The organism is Providencia rettgeri, assembly GCF_001874625.1.
GTDB lineage: Bacteria > Pseudomonadota > Gammaproteobacteria > Enterobacterales > Enterobacteriaceae > Providencia > Providencia huashanensis.
This window is the reverse complement of sequence record NZ_CP017671.1, coordinates 4,596,856-4,616,661: the sequence shown is the minus strand read 5'-3', so window position 1 is coordinate 4,616,661 and position 19,806 is coordinate 4,596,856. Positions and strand designations below refer to the sequence as shown.

The window sequence follows — 19,806 nt, the reverse complement described above, 5'->3', positions numbered from 1 at the left end:
CTTTTTTTATGGGTAGAATAAACCGTTAGAAGCGGTAAACCACACCAAGCATAATGTCATTGCTTCTGACTTTCACTTTTGATTTATCTTTGGCACCGTCAGTGTAAGAGCTCACCTCAGATTTACCTGCATCTAAGAAGCGGTAGCTTAAATCTAATGATAGATTGTCATTGATTGCATACTGTGATCCCAATCCTAAACTCCAAGCAAAATTACTATTAGTTTTTGATTTAGACGATGAACTATATTCGCTACCACCGGAATTCGTTTCAGAGTAGGAATACTGTGCTTTATGCTTAATGCTCGCTAACCCTAAGCCCACAGATACATAAGGTGTGAAATTAGTTTCATTTTTGAAGTCATAGTAGGCATTGACCATGAAAGTATTTAGCGTGATATCATTTTTTGCATCATCACTATCTGAATAGAAAGAACCATTGCCATTGTCCCAAGAGCTACTCGCTAGATTATATTTGGAAGATGCTTTCCCTCTAAGGGTTATATCGAGCTCAGTACGAAGAGGTAAAGAGGTCATATCATATAAGTCATAACCAACAGCAAGGCCGCCACCGAACACGCCTTTGGTTTTACTTCCACCACTGGCACGATCATACTCACCAAGGTCATCAATACTTTCCCATTTTTGGTCGGAAAGTTTTAAGATTGATGTTCCCATTTTACCAGAAACATAAAAACCACTATTCGATGCCATCGCTACGCTAGAAACGACGCTTAAAAGAGATACTGCAATTATCTTTTTCATTAAAAATACCGTTTAGTTAGTTTATTGGAAATAAGGTTTTATTATAAGTCAAATTAAGCGTTTGATTTAAGATAAGTTAAAATTGGGTGAAAAACGATATGATTATCGTTATTCTTTGTTAATAGTTGATAATTAACGGTTTCATGGTGGGTTTATGGTGGTTATTAGTATTTTATTTTGTTTAAACGCGGCCAATATTTAAGAACGCACTCTTTATGGGGTGCGTTTTATGCGTATTTAGCGTTTTTTACACGGGGCTGGAGCATATTGTGTCTCTGCGGGGAAAGGGGTTGCTTCGCAGTCGGCTAATTCTTCCCGAACTTCAAAAATCGCAAAACCAATTACGCCAATATTCCGTTCGTCACCTTGAACATTTTGATTTACATAAGAATCTTCTGGTGCTGAGAAGCGAAAAGCGGCGACTTGGTCCTGATTCTTGCGGAAGCCTTCAATGGTGACCTCATGTTTGGGACGGATCAAATATCCATTATTTTGGTATGAACCTGCACGGCCATTTAGTACGTCAATACCATCAACGGTTGTGACCACTTCGTAGGTTCTATTTCTATCGGTATTGGCGATAGTCAATTGATAACGCTGTCCCTCTTGGGCGGGCAAAATATATTGTCCTTGGTTATTACGGTAAATTGGCATTTTACGGTCATTTCCATCAGTGATTTTGATCTCTATGGGGGACAACGGAATATAATTGATGGTTTGAACATGGCTTGGGACACGTTCACCACGGTAAAAGATAATGGCGGTGTCAAAAGGTGTGTTGGTTAAACGTGAGGCTTTGACCGTTTGTACAGCAGAATTAACATCTTCCCCCCATTTTGTCCCTAATTTTTTCGCTGATAAATCGCTATTAGCAGTTTCTTTATATTCTTTGGTATAACTAGTTGAGTGGTTTGTGCATCCTGCGGTGATGAGTAGTGCTCCACCGAGTAAGCCGATTAAGACCTGATTATATTTATTCATTACACTATCCTTAATAATTCTAATTATTGGGTGTGGTTATAGATTGGTGTGATGAAGTGTAGAGAAGTTGGGGAAATAAGCCTGCGGGCAATTCTGAAAGTGAACTAATTCAGAGAAATCTTGGTGTTAGGTGTGAGACCAAAGAAAAATTTTAGCGTGGCTTGGGATGAGCGATTAAGTGTAATCACCTTTAGATAAGATAAGAAGAGCGCTACGCCACTGGCAGGGAATACCTGTTTGCGACGTAGTGAAAAACGTATTGCATTACTGAGGCAAAAATTGAGTTAGTACTCCCACGTTTCTGGGTCGATACCTAATTCACGCATGATTTCTTTTGCCGCTTCAGGGATTTCGTCATTACGTTCTTTGCGTAAATCTTCGTCATTCGGCAGCGGTTGCCCCGTGAATGCGTGCAAAAATGCTTCGCACAGTAATTCACTATTTGTAGCGTGACGTAAGTTATTAATCTGGCGGCGTGTACGCTCATCAGTTAAAATTTTTAGTACCTTCAACGGGATAGATACTGTAATTTTTTTTACTTGCTCACTCTTTTTGCCATGTTCAGCATACGGACTGACATATTCACCATTCCATTCAGCCATGAGTTACCTTGGATATTTTCAGTAATAATTAAAAATAATATGCATATTCTTTTTAAGAGAAACTTATTCTAAGCTTCAAATAGGGCGTGTCTGCATATAAGTAAGAAGAAACTTGTCCTAGTTTACCACAATTTTTCCTGTGAAATTAACCAGCTAAGTCTATTTGTGCTATTGATTATCAATGAGCACATAATCATTAAGGCTGATTATTCCATTACTTGATATAAACGTAAAGAGGTTTAGACGTCTAGATATGTTGACGTCTAAACATCTCATGGGTATGATTTGAGCAATCACAAATCAGGAGAAGCGTTTATGGCCTACAAACCGTCAACTATCGCAATTCATAATGGATTAAATGAAGATCAACAATTTGGTTGCGTTGTGCCTCCCATTTATTTGTCCAGTACCTATAATTTTACTGACTTTAACCAGCCGCGAGTTCATGATTATTCACGTCGAGGAAACCCAGGGCGGGATATAGTACAAAAAACATTAGCGCAGCTCGAAGGGGGAAGTGGGGCTGTAATGACGAATAGCGGTATGTCTGCGCTTCATCTGTTATGTACGGTATTTTTACAACCGGGTGATTTACTTGTAGCTCCCCACGATTGTTATGGGGGAAGTTACCGGTTATTTAATAGCCAAAGCCAGCGTGGGGCTTATCAAGTACAGTTTGTCGACCAAAGTGACGAAAGTGCATTGCAAAAGGCATTAGATAAAAAGCCTAAATTGGTGTTAATCGAAACACCGAGCAACCCACTATTAAGAATTTTTGATATACAGCATATTGCTCATTTGGCTCATGAGGCAGGGGCATTAGTCGTTGTTGACAATACATTTCTAAGCCCGATTTTACAGCAACCGCTTTCATTAGGGGCGGATTTCGTTGTCCACTCATGCACTAAATATCTTAATGGCCACTCAGATATTGTGGCTGGAGTTGTTATTGCCAAAGATGAAAAATGGGCAATAGAATTAGCGTGGTGGGCAAATAATATTGGTGTTACTGGAGGGGCTTTTGATAGCTATTTACTATTGCGAGGGATTCGAACCTTATCGCCACGTATCTTACAACAGCAGAGAAATACACAAGAAATCGTAAAGTATCTTAAATCACAGACTTTAGTGAAAAAATTGTATTATCCTGAATTGGAAGATCATCCAGGGCATCAAATTGCACTTAAGCAGCAAAAAGGTTTTGGGGCAATGTTAAGTTTTGAATTTGCTGGTGATGAATTACAACTACGTCGTTTTCTGAGCGCCTTGTCTTTATTTACATTGGCAGAATCATTAGGTGGTGTAGAAACCCTGATTTCTCATACGGCAACAATGACCCACGCGGGGATGTCCGCTGAAGCTCGAGCACAAGCCGGTATTACGGATAGCTTGCTGAGAATTTCGGTCGGGATTGAAGACCCTCAGGATTTAATTACAGATTTAGAGCAAGCATTTCAGGTTGCGGCACAACGTTAGCGGAGTTTTTTGATGAGTGTACTAACAGCGGTTGAGGTGGCACCTTGCCACCGCCAGTTACATAAGTTTGGAGGTAGTAGTTTAGCGGACGCGAAGTGTTATCAACGAGTTGCGGCTATTATGGCTAACTATAGCCAACCCGGTGATTTAATGGTGGTTTCCGCTGCGGGTAGTACAACCAATCAACTAATCAATTGGTTGAAATTAAGTCAGATTGACCGTATTTCGGCTCATCAAGCTCAGCAAATATTACGCCGCTATCAACTGGATTTAATTGAATCTCTTTTGCCAGAACCAAAAGCAAAAGAATTAAGCCAATTATTCATTCAGGATTTAGAACGACTCAGTGTTTTACTGGATAAGCCGAATAGTGATGTCACTTACGCAGAAGTCGTCGGTCATGGTGAAATTTGGTCTGCGCGCCTTATGTCTGAAGTGTTATCTCAAGCTGATATGGCAAGTTCTTGGTTAGACGCGCGTTTATTTTTACGTGCTGAACGCGCTGCACAGCCTCAGGTAGATGAAATACAATCACGGTATTTATTACAACAACAATTAACTCAATTACCTAATCGACGTATTGTTGTTACTGGCTTTATCTCCCGTAACCAGCAAGGCGAAACCGTATTACTCGGGCGCAATGGTAGCGACTATTCAGCCACACAGGTTGGTGCGCTCGCCGATGTTGATAAAGTCACCATTTGGAGTGATGTTGCAGGGGTGTACAGTGCAGACCCTCGTAAGGTTAAAGATGCGTGTTTATTGCCTTTATTACGTCTTGATGAAGCTAGCGAATTGGCGCGTTTAGCGGCGCCAGTTTTACATACTCGTACCTTGCAGCCCGTTTCTGTCAGTAACATTGATTTGCAATTAAGGTGTAGTTACCAACCAGAGCAAGGCTCAACCAAGATAGAGCGTGTATTAGCATCAGGAGCTGGGGCTAAAATTGTCACAAGTCACGATGATGTTTGCTTAATTGAACTACGTATTGCTGCAGGGCGGGATTTCAAACAAATCTGTAAGGATGTGGACTTACTATTAAAACGGGTCCAATTACGTCCATTAGCTCTTGGTATTCACCATGACCGTGCATTACTTCAATTATGTTATACCTCAGAACTTGTTGAAAGTGCGTTGAATGTCTTAGAGGAAGCCGGGTTACCGGGGTCATTATCACTGCGTGAAGGTTTTTCTTTGGTTGCTTTAGTGGGGGCGGGTGTTGGCAAAAAACCCCTGCATAGCCACCGTTTTTATGAGGAGTTGAAGGGGCAGCCTGTTGAATTTATTTGGCATTCTGAAGATGCGATTAGCTTGGTTGCCGTATTGCGTACAAACCAAACTGAACATTTAATCCAAGGTATGCACCAAAGCTTGTTCCGTGCGGAAAAACGTATAGGGTTAGTACTCTTTGGTAAAGGGAATATTGGCGCGCGTTGGTTGGAACTTTTTGCAGCGGAGCAACCTAATATTTCTGCTCGTAGTGACTTTGACTTCGTGTTGGCTGGTGTGGTGGATAGCCGCCGTAGTTTATTAAATTATCAGGGGATCGACCCTAGTCGCGCTTTGGCATTTTTTGATGACGAGGCGGTGGAACATGAAGATGACAACTTGTTTTTATGGATGCGTTCTCACCCTTATGATGATTTAGTTGTCTTAGATGTTACCGCCAGTGAAACTTTGGCTGATAGCTATGTTGATTTTGCCAGCTATGGTTTTCATGTTATTAGTGCTAACAAAATTGCAGGGGCCGCACAAACAGCTCAGTATCGCCAAATTCGAGATGCATTTTCAAAAACAGGTCGTCACTGGCTTTATAATGCGACAGTTGGAGCTGGGTTGCCGATTAACTATACGGTGCGAGATTTAAAAGAAAGTGGTGATGCCATCCTGACGATTAGCGGTATTTTTTCAGGGACATTATCATGGCTATTTTTGCAATTCGATGGCTCGGTTCCGTTCAGTGAGTTAGTTGAGCAAGCGTGGCAACAAGGTTTAACAGAACCTGATCCACGTATTGACCTTTCTGGGCAAGATGTGATGCGCAAGTTAATTATTTTAGCCCGTGAAGCTGGTTACGATATAGAACCTAATGACGTACGTGTTGAGTCATTAGTCCCTAAACAAGCTCAAACCGGCTCATTAGATGAGTTTTTTGAAAATAGTGCTGTGATCAATGAACAGATGCAACAGCGCTTAGAAGCGGCACAGGAAATGGGGTTAGTACTTCGTTATGTTGCGCGGTTTGATGCAGTAAAAGGTAAAGCTAAAGTGGGTGTTGAGGCAGTACAACCGAATCACCCATTGGCTTCATTATTACCGGGTGACAATGTATTTGCGATAGAAAGTCGCTGGTATCGAGATAACCCATTAGTAATAAGAGGTCCTGGGGCAGGGCGAGATGTGACTGCTGGGGCTATTCAATCTGATTTAAACCGCCTTTCTCAATTGTTGTAATCATTGTTTAAATGTATTGGTGCTTTAAATGTAAATTTGGCACCAATACATCATGAAAATTTTTAATCTACAGCCTTCTTTTCTGTCTTTTTATTCTGATGATTTAATTCTTAAGCATTATTCATGTCTTAAAAGTGCTGAATCGACGATATATTGCGCTGAAACAATACTTAAATAAGAAAAATTAATAAAAATGAATCTGTAATTAAATTTCAGAAAAATCCCCCAAAGTCATTTTTTTCTGATATGAATATACATTGAAGGGTAAATTTAGCGGTCTGCATCACAAAATGATAATTCTAACGCAGCCGACTGAAATTTTGTTACAGGAAACAGGTAGCAGTCTGTTAACCGTGAGTCATGCGGGATGCATTCTGCCAGAAGCACAAGGTCAGGAGTCTCATGAATCAGCAATATTCCGCAATGCGCAGTAATGTCAGTATGCTAGGTAAGTTACTCGGCGATACCATCAAGGAAGCTTTAGGCGAAGACATACTCGATAAAGTAGAGTCCATTCGTAAGCTTTCTAAATCTTCCCGTGCAGGTAATGAAGTTCAGCGCCAAAAACTGCTGATGACATTACAAAACCTCTCTAATGATGAGTTGCTACCCGTCGCAAGGGCATTTAACCAATTCTTAAACCTAACAAACGTCGCTGAGCAATACCACAGTATTTCACCTCATGGTGAAGCGGCAAGTAACCCTGTCGCATTGAAAAATCTGTTTGGCCGCTTAAAAGAAAAAAGCTTTACTGATACAGACATTCAAAAAGCAGTTGAACAGCTTTCTATCGAATTAGTTTTAACCGCTCACCCCACTGAGATCGCACGTCGGACGTTGATCCACAAACTGGTTGAAGTAAACACCTGTTTATCTCAGCTTGATCATGATGATATTGCGGACTATGAGCGCAATAATATTATGCGGCGCCTACGCCAATTAGTCGCTCAATCATGGCATACCGATGAAATTCGTAAAATTCGTCCAACGCCAATTGATGAAGCGAAGTGGGGTTTCGCAGTGGTCGAAAATTCACTGTGGGAAGGGGTTCCTGCATTTTTACGTGAATTTAACGAACAACTTGAAGACTCGATTGGCGCTGTTTTACCTGTCGAAGCCAATCCAATCCGTTTCACGTCATGGATGGGCGGTGACCGTGACGGTAACCCAAATGTGACGGCGGATGTTACTCGTCAAGTTTTACTGCTAAGTCGCTGGAAAGCAGCAGATTTATTCCTAAAAGACATTCAGGTTTTAGTTTCTGAACTGTCCATGACGGAGGCAACCCCAGAGTTACGTGCATTAGCTGGAGGCGATGATGTGGATGAACCGTATCGCCAAATTGCTAAAAATTTGCGTAGCCAATTATTCTCAACATTAGAATATTTAGAGCGCCGTGTAAAAGGTGAGCAAGCCTTGCCTCCCGCCGATTTATTGACAGATAATGCCCAGTTATGGGACCCGTTATATGCCTGTTATCAATCGTTAATTGCCTGCAATATGAAAATTATTGCCAATGGGCAACTGCTGGATACCTTACGTCGTATTCGTAGTTTTGGCTTACAGTTGGTACGTATTGATGTCCGCCAAGAAAGTACTCGCCATACAGAGGCTATTGCAGAACTCACACAATATTTAGGGCTGGGGGATTACTCACAGTGGTCGGAAGAGGAAAAACAGCAATTTTTACTGTCCGAGCTGCAATCACGCCGCCCATTAATTCCACAAGATTGGCAGCCTAGCCCAGAAACACAAGAGGTATTTGAAACCTGCCGTGTTATTGCGAATGCGAAGAATGATTCGATTGCGGCTTATGTAATTTCAATGGCTAAAGTACCTTCAGATGTCTTAGCGGTTAAATTATTGCTTAATGAAACTGGCGCTTCAGTTCGTTTACCTGTCGCACCATTATTTGAGACCTTAGAAGACTTAAATAATGCTGAAAGCGTAATGCAAAAACTGCTCAGTATTGAATGGTACCGCGAGCTGATCGATGACCGCCAAATGGTGATGATTGGGTATTCAGATTCAGCTAAAGATGCAGGGGTAATGGCAGCATCGTGGGCACAATACAGGGCACAAGATGCGTTAATTAAACTGTGTGAAAAAGAAGGTGTGACACTGACCCTGTTCCACGGACGTGGTGGCACTATCGGTCGTGGGGGGGCTCCGGCTCATTCTGCATTGCTGTCTCAGCCTCCGGGGAGTTTAAAAGGTGGCTTGCGTGTTACAGAACAAGGGGAAATGATCCGCTTTAAATTCGGGTTACCACAAGTCACTATCAGTAGTTTAGCAATGTATACAAGCGCAATCCTAGAAGCTAATCTCTTACCGCCACCAGAACCGAAAAACGAGTGGAAATCGGTGATGGATTCATTATCGGATGTTTCTTGTGCAATGTACCGTGACTATGTACGTGAACAGCCTGATTTTGTTCCGTACTTTCGTGCTGCTACGCCTGAATTAGAACTAGGCAAGTTGCCACTAGGGTCAAGGCCAGCGAAACGTCGACCTACTGGTGGTGTTGAAACATTACGTGCTATTCCTTGGATTTTTGCATGGACACAAAACCGCTTGATGCTTCCTGCTTGGTTGGGTGCGGGCGCAGCACTGAAACATGTTATTGAACAAGAAGGCAAACAAAACATTCTTGATGAAATGTGGCAGCAATGGCCATTCTTTAATACACGTATAGCTATGTTAGAGATGGTTTATGCGAAAGCAGACCTATGGCTGGCGGAGTACTATGATCATCGTTTAGTGGAAGAACGTTTATGGCCGTTGGGGCAAAAACTACGTGATCAGCTGTCGGAGGATATAAAAAGTGTGCTAGCGGTTTCGAAAGACGAAGCGTTAATGGCGGACTTACCGTGGATTGCTGAATCTATTGCACTACGTAATGTTTACACTGACCCGTTAAACGTTTTACAAGCCGAATTATTACACCGGTCTCGCCAACAAGAACACCCAGACCCACGCGTAGAACAAGCGCTGATGGTCACTATTGCAGGGGTTGCAGCTGGGATGCGTAATACGGGCTAGGGGTATTACAGCCGTATTTAAGAAAAAAGCTGCCAATTCATTCGGCAGCTTTTTTTTATCTTTATTTCATCTTACTTAGGGGAGTCACTATCTTGCTTATCATCATGCACTAGATGATAGGTAGAACGCGCTCTAGGGTGAATAAAGAAGTGGTTAACTGGTGCATTATGCGTTTTGATATGTACCATCGCCACATTGGTTTTCTTACCTTGCTTGCTATGGAATGCATAAATTACAAATGGCAGTAAGAAGATAATTATAAAGCTGACGGCAAGTAGCGTGACGTAAGTATTATCACTTGCTCCGCCGGGTAATGAGCTTGGTGGGAAGAATGAAACAATAAACGCTAAGATAGAAATAATAAACCCAGCGGAGGCAACAAGTAATTTAACACCTTTGCCACCAGGGATATTAAACGCTCGTTTCTTCTCAGGTTGCTTGCAGACTAAATGCATATAACCAAGGAATAACATAAAGTAGCTACAGAGATAAATAACGACCGTCAGTGCCAATGCAATAAGGAATGACATATTCCCGCCGCCGCCAGTATTGGTGAGGACGATAATCGCGACAGTTGTAATTAATAATTGAGAGACAACCAGTGTGACTGGGACGCCATTTTTATTCACTTTGGCGAAACTTTGCGGCAAAATTCCTTTCTGTGCCGCAACGTACATTCCTCGCGAAGGCCCTACAATCCATGAGGCTATTTCCGCTAAGACACCAAGCAATAATAAAGCTGCAATAATTCGCACTGCCCATTCAAGGGAAGAATTAAAGTGTGTAACAAGTACGTTGAATGTCTGAACTACACCAGCAGACAGGTTAATTTCACTATTTGGGATAGCAACAGCAACAGATAACCCGCCAATAGAGCTTAAACAAATGGCTGCTATCATCAGTAAAAACATGGCTGCTGGGTAGTCTCTACCTGGGTTTTTCATTTCGTTAACGTGGGTTGCGGAAGCCTCAACTCCCATATAACTCAAAATAAACGCAACAAAAACGACCAATGTCCCTATTTGGGTAAAATCAGGAATAAAGGTTTTTTCACTGATTTCAATGGCTAAAGGGGCACCGCTGGATAAATAACTAATGGCTAAAAACACTAAAATGAGTGCAGGAAGTAAAATACCTAAAAAGAAACCTACTTTAGCAATGGTCGCAGTATATTTGGTCCCGCCAAATTGAGTGAAAGCTAGCACCCATAAAATGACTAATGCCCCGATAGTTTTGGTTACAGGGTCCGTATTCAATTCTGGCCAATTTAGAATATAAGATAGGGCCCCTAGCACAAAGTACAGCATTGGGATAAAGCCAATAGCAATCTGTAGGTAACCAAATGAAATTGCAGCAAATCCCCAGCGCTCACCTAGTGTATTAGAAACCCATGCGAACACACCGCCTTCTTCCCAACCTTCCACTGTCGCCATTTCTGCGGCACATAATGCGACAGGAATGAACCATAACAATCCGCCTAACAATAGGAAAAAAACTAAACTAAAACCAGATGTTGCAAACGTTGGGTATTCATATACAGCCATTACCATTGAGGCTGTAATGGCAAAAAAACCCAGTAATGTGAGCTGTTTTGCGGCTGGAGCTGTCGTTGTTGTCGCCATACGAGTTCTCCTAAAGTCTATAAACAATCAGTCTTACAGGACTGATCCCAATAGAAGCCAAAGAACATGACATTCTTTGGCTAATAAATAATAGAGCTAATGACTAGCTAATTAACTGTGGTTAAAACCGCCGCCTTCATCTTCTGTTAGCGGTTTATTGACTGGATGTTTTTCGAAATAATCTAGCGTGCGTTTAAAATCTTCAATTAACAATGCGGCTAAGTCTAAACTTACTCCGTGACGAACTAAGATACGTTGAACAACGAGGTCTTCACGGTTTGCTGGCATTGAATATGCAGGGACTTGCCATCCACGACTACGTAGTTTATCTGCTATGTCATAGAGGGAATAATTGCTGGTGGTCTCGCCTTTTTTCAACTTCCAAGCCAGCGCTGGGATACCTTTTTGGCTATCACCATCGAAAATCATTTCAAATGGACCTAACTTTTCGATTTCGCGGGCTAGGAATTGCGCAGTTGCGTAGCAAGAATTATGAATTTTTGCATAGCCTTCACGACCGAGCCTCAGGAAGTTATAGTACTGAGCGATAATTTGACCACCTGGGCGAGAGAAGTTAAGCGCGAAGGTTGGCATATTGCCACCTAAATAGTTTACATTGAAAATTAATTCTTCAGGTAAGTCTTGCGCTTCACGCCAGACTACCCAGCCTGCGCCTAATGGAGCTAAACCAAATTTATGTCCGGAAGAGTTAATCGATTTTACGCGAGGTAAACGGAAGTCCCATTCTAAATCTGGCGCACAAAATGGTGCTAGGAACCCACCGCTTGCACCATCGACATGGATAGGAATATCTAAGCCCGTTTCTTTTTGTAACTTATCTAATGCATCATGAACTGCTTTAACAGGTTCATATTGGCAAGTAAATGTCACGCCTAACGTTGGTACTACACCAATCGTATTTTCATCTACACGTTTAAGCACTTCCTCAGGGTTCATAATCAGGCGATCGCCTTCAAGTGGGATCTCCCTGAGTTCAACATCAAAGTAGCGGGCAAATTTATGCCAACATACTTGAACAGGGCCACAGATCATGTTTGGTTTGTCTGTTGGCTTTCCTGCTGCTGCACGTTTTTTACGCCATTGCCACTTTAAGGCTAGCCCTCCAAGCATTGCTGCTTCAGAAGAACCGATGGTCGAGCAGCCAAGGGTATTTTCTGCATCTGGCGAATGCCAAAGATCCGCTAGCATATGTACACAACGGTTTTCAATTTCGGCAGTTTGTGGATATTCATCTTTATCGATCATATTTTTATCGATAGATAAGTCCATTAAGTCACGAATTTCATCATCTACCCAAGTTTGGCAGAATGTTGCTAAATTTTGACGTGAATTACCATCTAACATTAATTCATCTCGCACTGCACTAAATACATTGCGAGGTTCTTGTTCTTTTGATGGAAATTTAGTTTTTGGTAATGATTTTGATAACTCTAATGACGCATAAACGTCATCCATCCCATTATATTTTGGATTCAATGAACGATTACTCATATTTTAATTTCCTCAATAACCAAGTGGTAATTATGTGATATTTAATATTGAGAGCAATATTAAATATACGCGCTCTTCTTTAAATATCCAAAGATTTAAACTAAAAAAAATTAATTGAATAGCCATTATCTTAATTAGAATGAAATTAAGGTTATAACTATGGCAGATGGGGGGAAGTAATATATTTAATATTGGTTAGGTGTCTTTTTAAGTCATGTTTACTCTGAGATTTTAGCTGCTTAACTCATCATGAGTGAAAATTTTGGGGTTAACTTCTGTAAATTTATTCTTTATGAGTTAGTTTGTCGTTATCTGATGATGCTAATTAGTGTTGGGTTTTTATAACATATTAAATGGATTACATATTTCATAATTGTGATGATTATTAACGAATAATTCAAATTTAGTTTTCATTAAATTTAAATTTAATGTGATGCTCTAAAAAAGATTTAACGCTAAATTCCCCCTTTCTGCTTTATTTTTATATTCATTTTGTTGGATATAAACGCCAGAATGTATTATACCTTAAATAAGTCAGGTTAATTTATTAAATATCATGGGTTTTATTCATCGTAATTATGGTAATAGGCAAATATATTATTTGATAAGGCTGCTAACATGTTAGAAAAAAACACAAATCCTCGCGCGTTTGCTTGTACATCTCTGGCAATCACAGATAAAAATAATTACGTTTATCACGGTAGAACATTAGAGTTCTCTTCAGATGAACCTGAGTCAATTTTAACTTATTACCCGAAGAACCATATTTTTCAGCGTAAAGCCCCTGATGGCTCTTTAGGACTAAAGTATAAAGTGAAGTATCCTTTTATCGCAATTACTGCACCAGTGAGTATTTTAGGGGAAAGGGATGTGCTTGAGGGCGTTAACTCCGGAGGGTTAGCTTTTAGTTTAAATATGATCACAGATTCTGAATTAGCCCCCCTTAACCCCAAAAAATATACTAAAGCAGTACCGATTGCATCAATTGGTGAGTGGGCATTATCTCAATACGCCACAGTCGCTGAGTTGAAAAAAGCGATCCCTAAAACGGCATTTTGGTCACAAAAATTATTACTGCTGCGTAATATGCCAAGCCCTTTTCATTATGCTTTTTATGACAGAACGGGGGCGTGTATCGTGGTTGAAGTATCAAAGGGGGTTTTGCACGTTTATGACAACCCAACTCGCTGTATGACGAATGGCCCTGAATTTCCTTGGCATCTCACTAACCTTAATAACTATACCCAACTCTCAAATGTTGATGTGTCATCAAGCACGTTAGGTAATATGAAACTCTCCCAGCCTGATAGTGGTATCGCTCTTGCTGCAGTGCCAAATGCTGACACCTCTGTTGGGCGGTTTGTTCGGGCAGTTTATTATTCAACTTACTATCATAAAGTATCAGACCCCAATGTTCAGCTCGTAGAATTAGGGCACGTCATGAATAAATTTGACCGGCCTAAAAATGCCTCTGTTGATCCATTATTAGGGGAAGATGATATCTTCAAGCTTTACCTAACCGAGTTTTCAGTTTGGACAGTATTGACTGATTTGCAGCGGGGGATACTCTTATTTAGAGGGTATAACAATTTAAATTATCAAAAATTTACGATAGAACAATTTGAGAATGAGCAACAACCCGTATTCATTCACGTTAATGTTCCTAACCCAGCCTTGGTTTAGTCTATTTATAGGGTGAGGGGCAACTAGCCCCTTTAATGAACTTATGTGCTGTAAACTCGCCCTTTAAGGCCTAACTCCTAACGTATGACAGATTGCATAAGTAAGTTCAGAGCGGTTAAGGGTATAAAAATGGAAATCTTTCACGCCTTCTCTGCTCAAAATTTTGACCATATCCATGGCGATTGAGGCACCAACAAGGTTACGGCTTTCAGGGTCGTTGTCTAACCCTTCATACATTTTGCTCATCCATGCGGGAATGCGTACATTGGTTAATTTGGCAAAACGCTCTAACTGACGGAAATTAGAAACGGGTAAAATACCTGGGACGATTTCAACGTCGATACCTGTTGCAACGCAGCGATCGCGAAAACGGAGGTAGCTTTCAACATCAAAGAAAAATTGGGTGATTGCACGGCTAGCACCTGCATCAATTTTCTTTTTAAGGCTAATTAAATCTGCTTGGGCACTTTTCGCTTCAGGGTGAACCTCTGGATAAGCAGCGACTGAAATATCAAAGTCGGCTTCACCTTTTAATAGTTCAACCAAATCAGTTGCATACATATCGGGTTTATTGCTGTTATCGGGTAGGTCGCCACGTAGAGCTACGATATGGCGTATACCATTATTCCAGTAGTCACGTGCAATGCCTTTTAATTCATCACGGCTCGCATCGATACAGGTTAAATGAGGGGCTGCAATTAAACCTGTTTTATCTTTGATATCTTTAATAATGCTATGGGTTCGATCGCGTTCACCTGAGTTAGCACCATAGGTCACTGATACAAATTTAGGTTTTAAGGTTTTGAGTCTATCGATAGATTTCCAAAGTGTTTGCTCCATCTCTTCACTGCGAGGTGGGAAAAACTCAAATGAAACATTAATTTGGCCATCTAATTCAGCTAAGTTTTGATTTAGCGCTTCGCGCTGGTTTGCGTGAAAAAAACTCATACCCTGTAACCTCGCAATTTGCAGACTCATTATTATCTTTGTGAGTTATGATCTTTATAAATAATCACATCCATGTACGCGTCTATACGTTTAGACGGCTAAATAGAGATTACCGGATATTGGTCGATAGTCAACCCTTAAATTAAATATAGACGCTGAGGTTTTTTCAAAGGTAACAGGAAAAAAATTCATGATAAAAACGCATGGCGCTAAATATAGCCATGCGTTTTTAAGGCAATCATTGATTTTGTTTAGTAAAACAGAAGTGTTCTATCATTTGGCTAATTAGCTGACGAGTCGGTTCTATAAAACGCATATCAATAAACTCATCAGGTTGGTGTGCTTGCTCAATCGAACCTGGGCCAAGTACTAAGGTCGGGCACAGTTCTTGAATGAATGGCGCTTCAGTACAGTAATTTACGGTATCTGCTTTTTGCCCTAGTAACTGTTCAATCACAGCAACCATTTTGTGATCTGTTGGGCATTCATAGCCAGGAATTGGTGGATGCATTGATTCTATTGCTATACGGCCTGGCCATTTGGTGCTGACAGGCTCAAGGGCATGATTTAACATTTCATCCAGATCTTGCAATGTCAGCCCTGGTAGTGGGCGAATATCCATATGCAACTCACAACAGCCGCAGATACGGTTTGCCGCGTCCCCTCCATGAATGTGCCCAAAGTTCATAGTTGGGTATGGAATAACAAAAGCAGGGTTATTAAAACGCTCTTTCAATGTATTTCTGAGCGTCATCAAATGAGAAATCGATTCATGCATTAATTCAATCGCATTAACACCACGCTCTGGGTCACTGGAATGCCCTGATTGCCCAGTAATGCGAATGGCGTTCGATATATGCCCTTTATGTGCTCGTATAGGTTGTAAAGACGTAGGTTCACCAATAATAGCAAAATCAGGGCGTAGTGCTGTGTTAGCCGCAAAATAACGTGCACCTGCCATTGACGTTTCTTCATCAGCAGTTGCTAAGATATGCAGTGGGCGTTGGAGTTTTGTTAAATCCATATCTCTTAACGCATCAACAATAAAGGCGAAAAAACCTTTCATATCTGCGGTACCAAGCCCATATAACTTACCATCGTGCTCAGTCAGCTCGAATGGGTTTTTACTCCAACGGCCCTCATCGAATGGTACTGTGTCGGTATGGCCACATAACATTAGCCCACCGTTACCCTCACCGATAGAAGCGAGTAAGTTGTATTTATCACGTGTTTCCGGCACAGGTTGGATGTTAACCGAAAAGCCGAGAGTTTCTAACCAACCACCTAAAAGTTCCACAAGGGCTTTATTGCTTTGATCCAAATGAGAATCAGTCGCACTAATCGATGGAGTGGCAATTAATTGACGATAAATCTCAATAAATGCAGGTAATTTAATATTCACTGTTGACAGCCTTTATCCATAATAGTATCAATATTCATGCACTTTATTTGAATAAAAATACACATTAAACTGTTTGGGTCACGAGTACAAGGTAGAAAGCATATGTTGAACACACTCATTATCGGGGCCAGTGGCTATACTGGAGCAGAATTAGCCGCTTATTTGCAGCGTCACCCTGAAATAAATCTTCAGGGATTAATGGTTTCCGCGCAAAGCGCAGATGCAAATAAACGTTTTTCTGATTTGCATCCTCAGTATAAGGGTATTATTGACCTTCCGGTACAGCCATTAACTGATGTTGCAGAGGCTGCGAAAGGTATTGATGTTGTTTTTCTCGCTACTGCACATGAAGTGAGCCATGACATCGCGCCTCAATTTCTTGAGGCGGGTTGTGTGGTGTTTGACTTATCCGGTGCTTATCGCGTTCAAGACCCTGCGTTTTATACGCAGTACTATGGCTTTGAACATACAAATACCGAATGGTTAATGCAAGCAGTTTACGGTTTAGCTGAATGGCAGACGGATAAAATTCGACAAGCTCAGTTAATTGCTGTTCCGGGGTGTTATCCGACGGTGTCTCAGTTAGCGCTGAAGCCATTAATTGATGCGCAATTACTGGATGACGCAATGTGGCCAGTAATTAATGCAACTAGCGGTGTTTCAGGTGCGGGCCGTAAGGCATCGATGACCAACAGTTTTTGTGAAGTTAGCTTACAGCCATATGGCATCTTTACGCATCGTCATCAGCCAGAAATTGCGACTCATTTAGGTCGGGATGTCATTTTCACTCCTCATCTGGGCAATTTTTCACGAGGAATATTGGCGACTATCACCTGCAAAGTAAAAGCCGGTGTGACCGCAGAGCAGGTTGGTAAAACTTTTAAAGAGGCATATCAAGGCAAACCGTTAGTCCGTTTGTATGAAAAAGGTGTTCCAGCATTGAAATCAGTTGTTGGTACGCCATTTTGTGATATCGGCTATGTATTGAAAGGGGAACACCTGATTTTAGTCGGTACAGAAGATAACCTGCTTAAAGGTGCTGCTGCACAAGCCGTTCAGTGCATGAATATTCGTTTTGGTTTTAATGAAACTCAGTCATTATTTTAATAAGGATCAAACCCATGCAACCCTTAGTGATTAAATTGGGCGGAGTGTTACTTGATAGCACCGAGGCACTTGAAAAGTTGTTTACGGCAATCCAAAGCTATCGCCAGCGACATCAACGTGAGCTAGTGATTGTTCATGGTGGTGGGTGCTTAGTAGATGAACTAATGCAAAAACTACAATTACCTGTCGTGAAAAAACAAGGGCTGCGTGTCACGCCTGCAGACCAAATCGATATTATTACGGGTGCCTTAGCGGGAACAGCTAATAAAACCTTGCTAGCGTGGGCGATAAAATATCAGTTACCTGCGGTAGGTTTGTCGCTGGGTGACGGTCAAAGTGCCATAGTGACTCAATTAAATGAAGAGCTAGGGCATGTTGGAAACGCAAAGCCAGGTAACTCTAATTTATTGAAATTACTTTTGAATTCAGGTTATTTACCAATTGTTAGCTCGATAGGGATCACCCCAGAGGGTGAATTGATGAATGTGAATGCTGACCAAGCAGCCACCGCTATCGCGCAAGCATTAAATGCAGATCTGGTTTTACTGTCTGATGTGAGCGGTATTTTGGATGGTAAAGGCCAGAAAATTGATGAAATGACGACACAAAAAGCCCAAAAATTAATTGAGCAAGGCATCATCACTGATGGAATGATTGTTAAGGTGAATGCTGCACTTGATGCCGCAACGGCCTTACAGCGCTCGGTTGATATCGCAAGTTGGCGTCATGCAGAACAACTTCCTGAGCTGTTTAATGGGACAGCTATCGGAACTCGGATCTTGGCATCATAAATGAGCCATGGAAATAAATATTAATTGAGCGGAATAGGTACGTTATGAAAAAGGGCATTAAAAAAATCGTATTAGCATACTCAGGTGGTCTCGATACATCGGCAATTATTCCATGGTTGAAAGAAAACTATGATGACTGCGAAGTGGTTGCTTTCGTTGCTGACGTAGGGCAAGACAGAGAAGACTTAGTCGGTGTTGAGAAAAAGGCTCTGCAATCAGGCGCATCTGAGTGTTACGTTGTTGACCTGCGCGAAGAATTCGTTAAGGAATATATTTACCCAGTTCTTAAAACAGGTGCGTTATACGAAGGTAGTTATTTATTAGGTACCTCAATGGCTCGTCCTATTATTGCAAAAGCCCAAGTGGAAATTGCCTTAAAAGTAGGGGCTGATGCGGTTGCCCATGGCGCAACAGGTAAAGGGAATGACCAAGTACGCTTCGAAAGCACCTATACTGCGCTTGCGCCGCAATTACAGGTGGTTGCTCCATGGCGTGAGTGGGATCTTCGCTCACGTGAGGCGCTGCTCGATTATTTAAAAGAGCGCAATATCCCAACGACTGCTAGCCTTGAAAAAATTTATAGCCGTGATGAAAATGCGTGGCATATCTCTACAGAAGGTGGTGTATTAGAAAGCACATGGAATGCAGCAAACCAAGACTGCTGGGTATGGACAGTTGACCCACAAGATGCGCCAGATGAAGCTGAACTGGTGACCGTGGGCGTGAAACACGGCGAGGTAGTTTCAGTTAATGGTAAAACATTATCTGCACTAGGTTGCCTAGAAACACTGAATACGCTAGGGGCAAAACACGGTGTTGGCCGTATCGATATCGTTGAAAACCGTTTAGTCGGCATGAAATCTCGCGGTTGCTATGAAACCCCAGGGGGCACCATTATGATGGCGGCTCTGCGTGGTGTTGAGCAATTAGTTCTGGACCGCGATAGCTACAAATGGCGTGAGCAATTAGGCTTAGAAATGTCTTATGTGGTTTATGATGGGCGTTGGTTTGCGCCATTACGCCATTCGCTACAAGCTGCGGCAGAATCATTAGCACAAGATGTCACCGGTGAAGTTGTTCTGAAATTATATAAAGGGCAAGTCACGGCAATTCAGAAGAAAGCGGACAAGAGCCTATATTCTGAAGAATTCGCCACATTTGGTGAAGATGAGGTATATGACCATAGCCACGCAGGCGGGTTTATCCGTCTTTATTCCCTGTCTTCACGTATCCGTGCGTTGAAAGAACAGAATAAAGCTAAGTAACCTATACTCGTCATACTTCAAGTTGCACTGGCGTTGATTGTACACATTGACTTGTCGCTTAGCTGCACCTCGAATTATTGGGAATATAACAGGCTAGATCCCCGGCAGCGTTTAATGCTGTCGGGAGCAAAACTTATTTTATCAATCAGGTAGGGATT

At 41.6% G+C, this 19,806-nt stretch carries 15 protein-coding genes; 8 read left to right on the top strand and 7 right to left on the bottom strand.

All coding sequences use genetic code 11. The annotated features are described in order from the left end of the window. Nucleotides 1-25: 25 nt before the first annotated feature. The 3 genes from RB151_RS21455 to metJ all read right to left on the bottom strand — a co-directional run bounded on the left by RB151_RS21455 (nucleotide 26) and on the right by metJ (nucleotide 2,346). The gene (locus RB151_RS21455; protein WP_048605758.1) at nucleotides 26-763 is read right to left on the bottom strand and encodes an outer membrane protein; all 738 of its coding nucleotides are present in this window, start codon (nucleotides 761-763) and stop codon (nucleotides 26-28) included. Nucleotides 764-1,000: 237 nt separating this feature from the next. Next, nucleotides 1,001-1,744 (bottom strand): hypothetical protein, encoded by a 744-nt coding sequence (locus RB151_RS21450; RefSeq protein WP_071548720.1) that lies wholly within the window; start codon nucleotides 1,742-1,744, stop codon nucleotides 1,001-1,003. Between the two features lie 284 nt (nucleotides 1,745-2,028). Then, nucleotides 2,029-2,346: a met regulon transcriptional regulator MetJ gene (metJ, locus tag RB151_RS21445; RefSeq protein WP_004265315.1), complete on the bottom strand. Its 318-nt coding sequence runs from the start codon at nucleotides 2,344-2,346 to the stop codon at nucleotides 2,029-2,031. A 315-nt stretch (nucleotides 2,347-2,661) separates the two neighbouring features. Between metJ and metB the strand changes: the two genes are divergently transcribed. From metB to ppc, 4 genes are all read left to right on the top strand, one after another. Then, complete coding sequence (gene metB / locus RB151_RS21440) at nucleotides 2,662-3,822, top strand: cystathionine gamma-synthase (RefSeq protein ID WP_042846667.1); 1,161 nt, start codon at nucleotides 2,662-2,664, stop codon at nucleotides 3,820-3,822. Between the two features lie 12 nt (nucleotides 3,823-3,834). Next, complete coding sequence (locus RB151_RS21435; RefSeq protein WP_042846666.1) at nucleotides 3,835-6,276, top strand: bifunctional aspartate kinase/homoserine dehydrogenase II; 2,442 nt, start codon at nucleotides 3,835-3,837, stop codon at nucleotides 6,274-6,276. 290 nt (nucleotides 6,277-6,566) lie between these two features. Next, entirely contained in the window at nucleotides 6,567-6,710 is a 144-nt protein-coding gene (locus tag RB151_RS24495; protein ID WP_155405705.1) for a hypothetical protein, read from the top strand. After that, nucleotides 6,679-9,318, top strand: a complete 2,640-nt coding sequence (gene ppc, locus RB151_RS21430) for a phosphoenolpyruvate carboxylase (RefSeq protein WP_042846665.1) — start codon at nucleotides 6,679-6,681, stop codon at nucleotides 9,316-9,318. Before RB151_RS24495 ends, ppc begins: the two co-directional genes overlap by 32 nt. Nucleotides 9,319-9,389: 71 nt before the next feature. Here ppc and gadC read toward each other — a convergent pair whose 3' ends face one another. Together gadC and RB151_RS21420 are read right to left on the bottom strand one after the other, a co-directional pair. After that, entirely contained in the window at nucleotides 9,390-10,940 is a 1,551-nt protein-coding gene (gene gadC / locus RB151_RS21425; RefSeq protein WP_042846664.1) for a glutamate:gamma-aminobutyrate antiporter, read from the bottom strand. A gap of 111 nt (nucleotides 10,941-11,051) precedes the next feature. Then, the gene (locus RB151_RS21420; protein ID WP_042846663.1) at nucleotides 11,052-12,452 is read right to left on the bottom strand and encodes a glutamate decarboxylase; all 1,401 of its coding nucleotides are present in this window, start codon (nucleotides 12,450-12,452) and stop codon (nucleotides 11,052-11,054) included. Nucleotides 12,453-13,070: 618 nt separating this feature from the next. Between RB151_RS21420 and RB151_RS21415 the strand changes: the two genes are divergently transcribed. Next, nucleotides 13,071-14,135 (top strand): linear amide C-N hydrolase, encoded by a 1,065-nt coding sequence (locus RB151_RS21415; RefSeq protein WP_042846662.1) that lies wholly within the window; start codon nucleotides 13,071-13,073, stop codon nucleotides 14,133-14,135. 63 nt (nucleotides 14,136-14,198) lie between these two features. On the opposite strand, the gene metF is transcribed toward RB151_RS21415, so the two are convergent. Together metF and argE are read right to left on the bottom strand one after the other, a co-directional pair. Continuing rightward, nucleotides 14,199-15,083 (bottom strand): methylenetetrahydrofolate reductase, encoded by an 885-nt coding sequence (gene metF / locus RB151_RS21410; protein WP_042846661.1) that lies wholly within the window; start codon nucleotides 15,081-15,083, stop codon nucleotides 14,199-14,201. 238 nt (nucleotides 15,084-15,321) lie between these two features. After that, the gene (gene argE, locus RB151_RS21405) at nucleotides 15,322-16,485 is read right to left on the bottom strand and encodes an acetylornithine deacetylase (RefSeq protein ID WP_042846660.1); all 1,164 of its coding nucleotides are present in this window, start codon (nucleotides 16,483-16,485) and stop codon (nucleotides 15,322-15,324) included. 102 nt (nucleotides 16,486-16,587) lie between these two features. Between argE and argC the strand changes: the two genes are divergently transcribed. Genes argC through RB151_RS21390 form a run of 3 tightly spaced genes read left to right on the top strand, consistent with a single transcriptional unit; the run spans nucleotide 16,588 to nucleotide 19,648 of the window. Beyond that, nucleotides 16,588-17,592 (top strand): N-acetyl-gamma-glutamyl-phosphate reductase, encoded by a 1,005-nt coding sequence (argC, locus tag RB151_RS21400; RefSeq protein ID WP_071548719.1) that lies wholly within the window; start codon nucleotides 16,588-16,590, stop codon nucleotides 17,590-17,592. A gap of 14 nt (nucleotides 17,593-17,606) precedes the next feature. Further along, on the top strand, nucleotides 17,607-18,383 hold the full coding sequence (gene argB, locus RB151_RS21395) for an acetylglutamate kinase (protein ID WP_042846658.1): 777 nt from the start codon (nucleotides 17,607-17,609) through the stop codon (nucleotides 18,381-18,383). 44 nt (nucleotides 18,384-18,427) lie between these two features. Beyond that, entirely contained in the window at nucleotides 18,428-19,648 is a 1,221-nt protein-coding gene (locus tag RB151_RS21390) for an argininosuccinate synthase (RefSeq protein ID WP_042846657.1), read from the top strand. The last annotated feature ends 158 nt before the right edge of the window (nucleotides 19,649-19,806 follow it).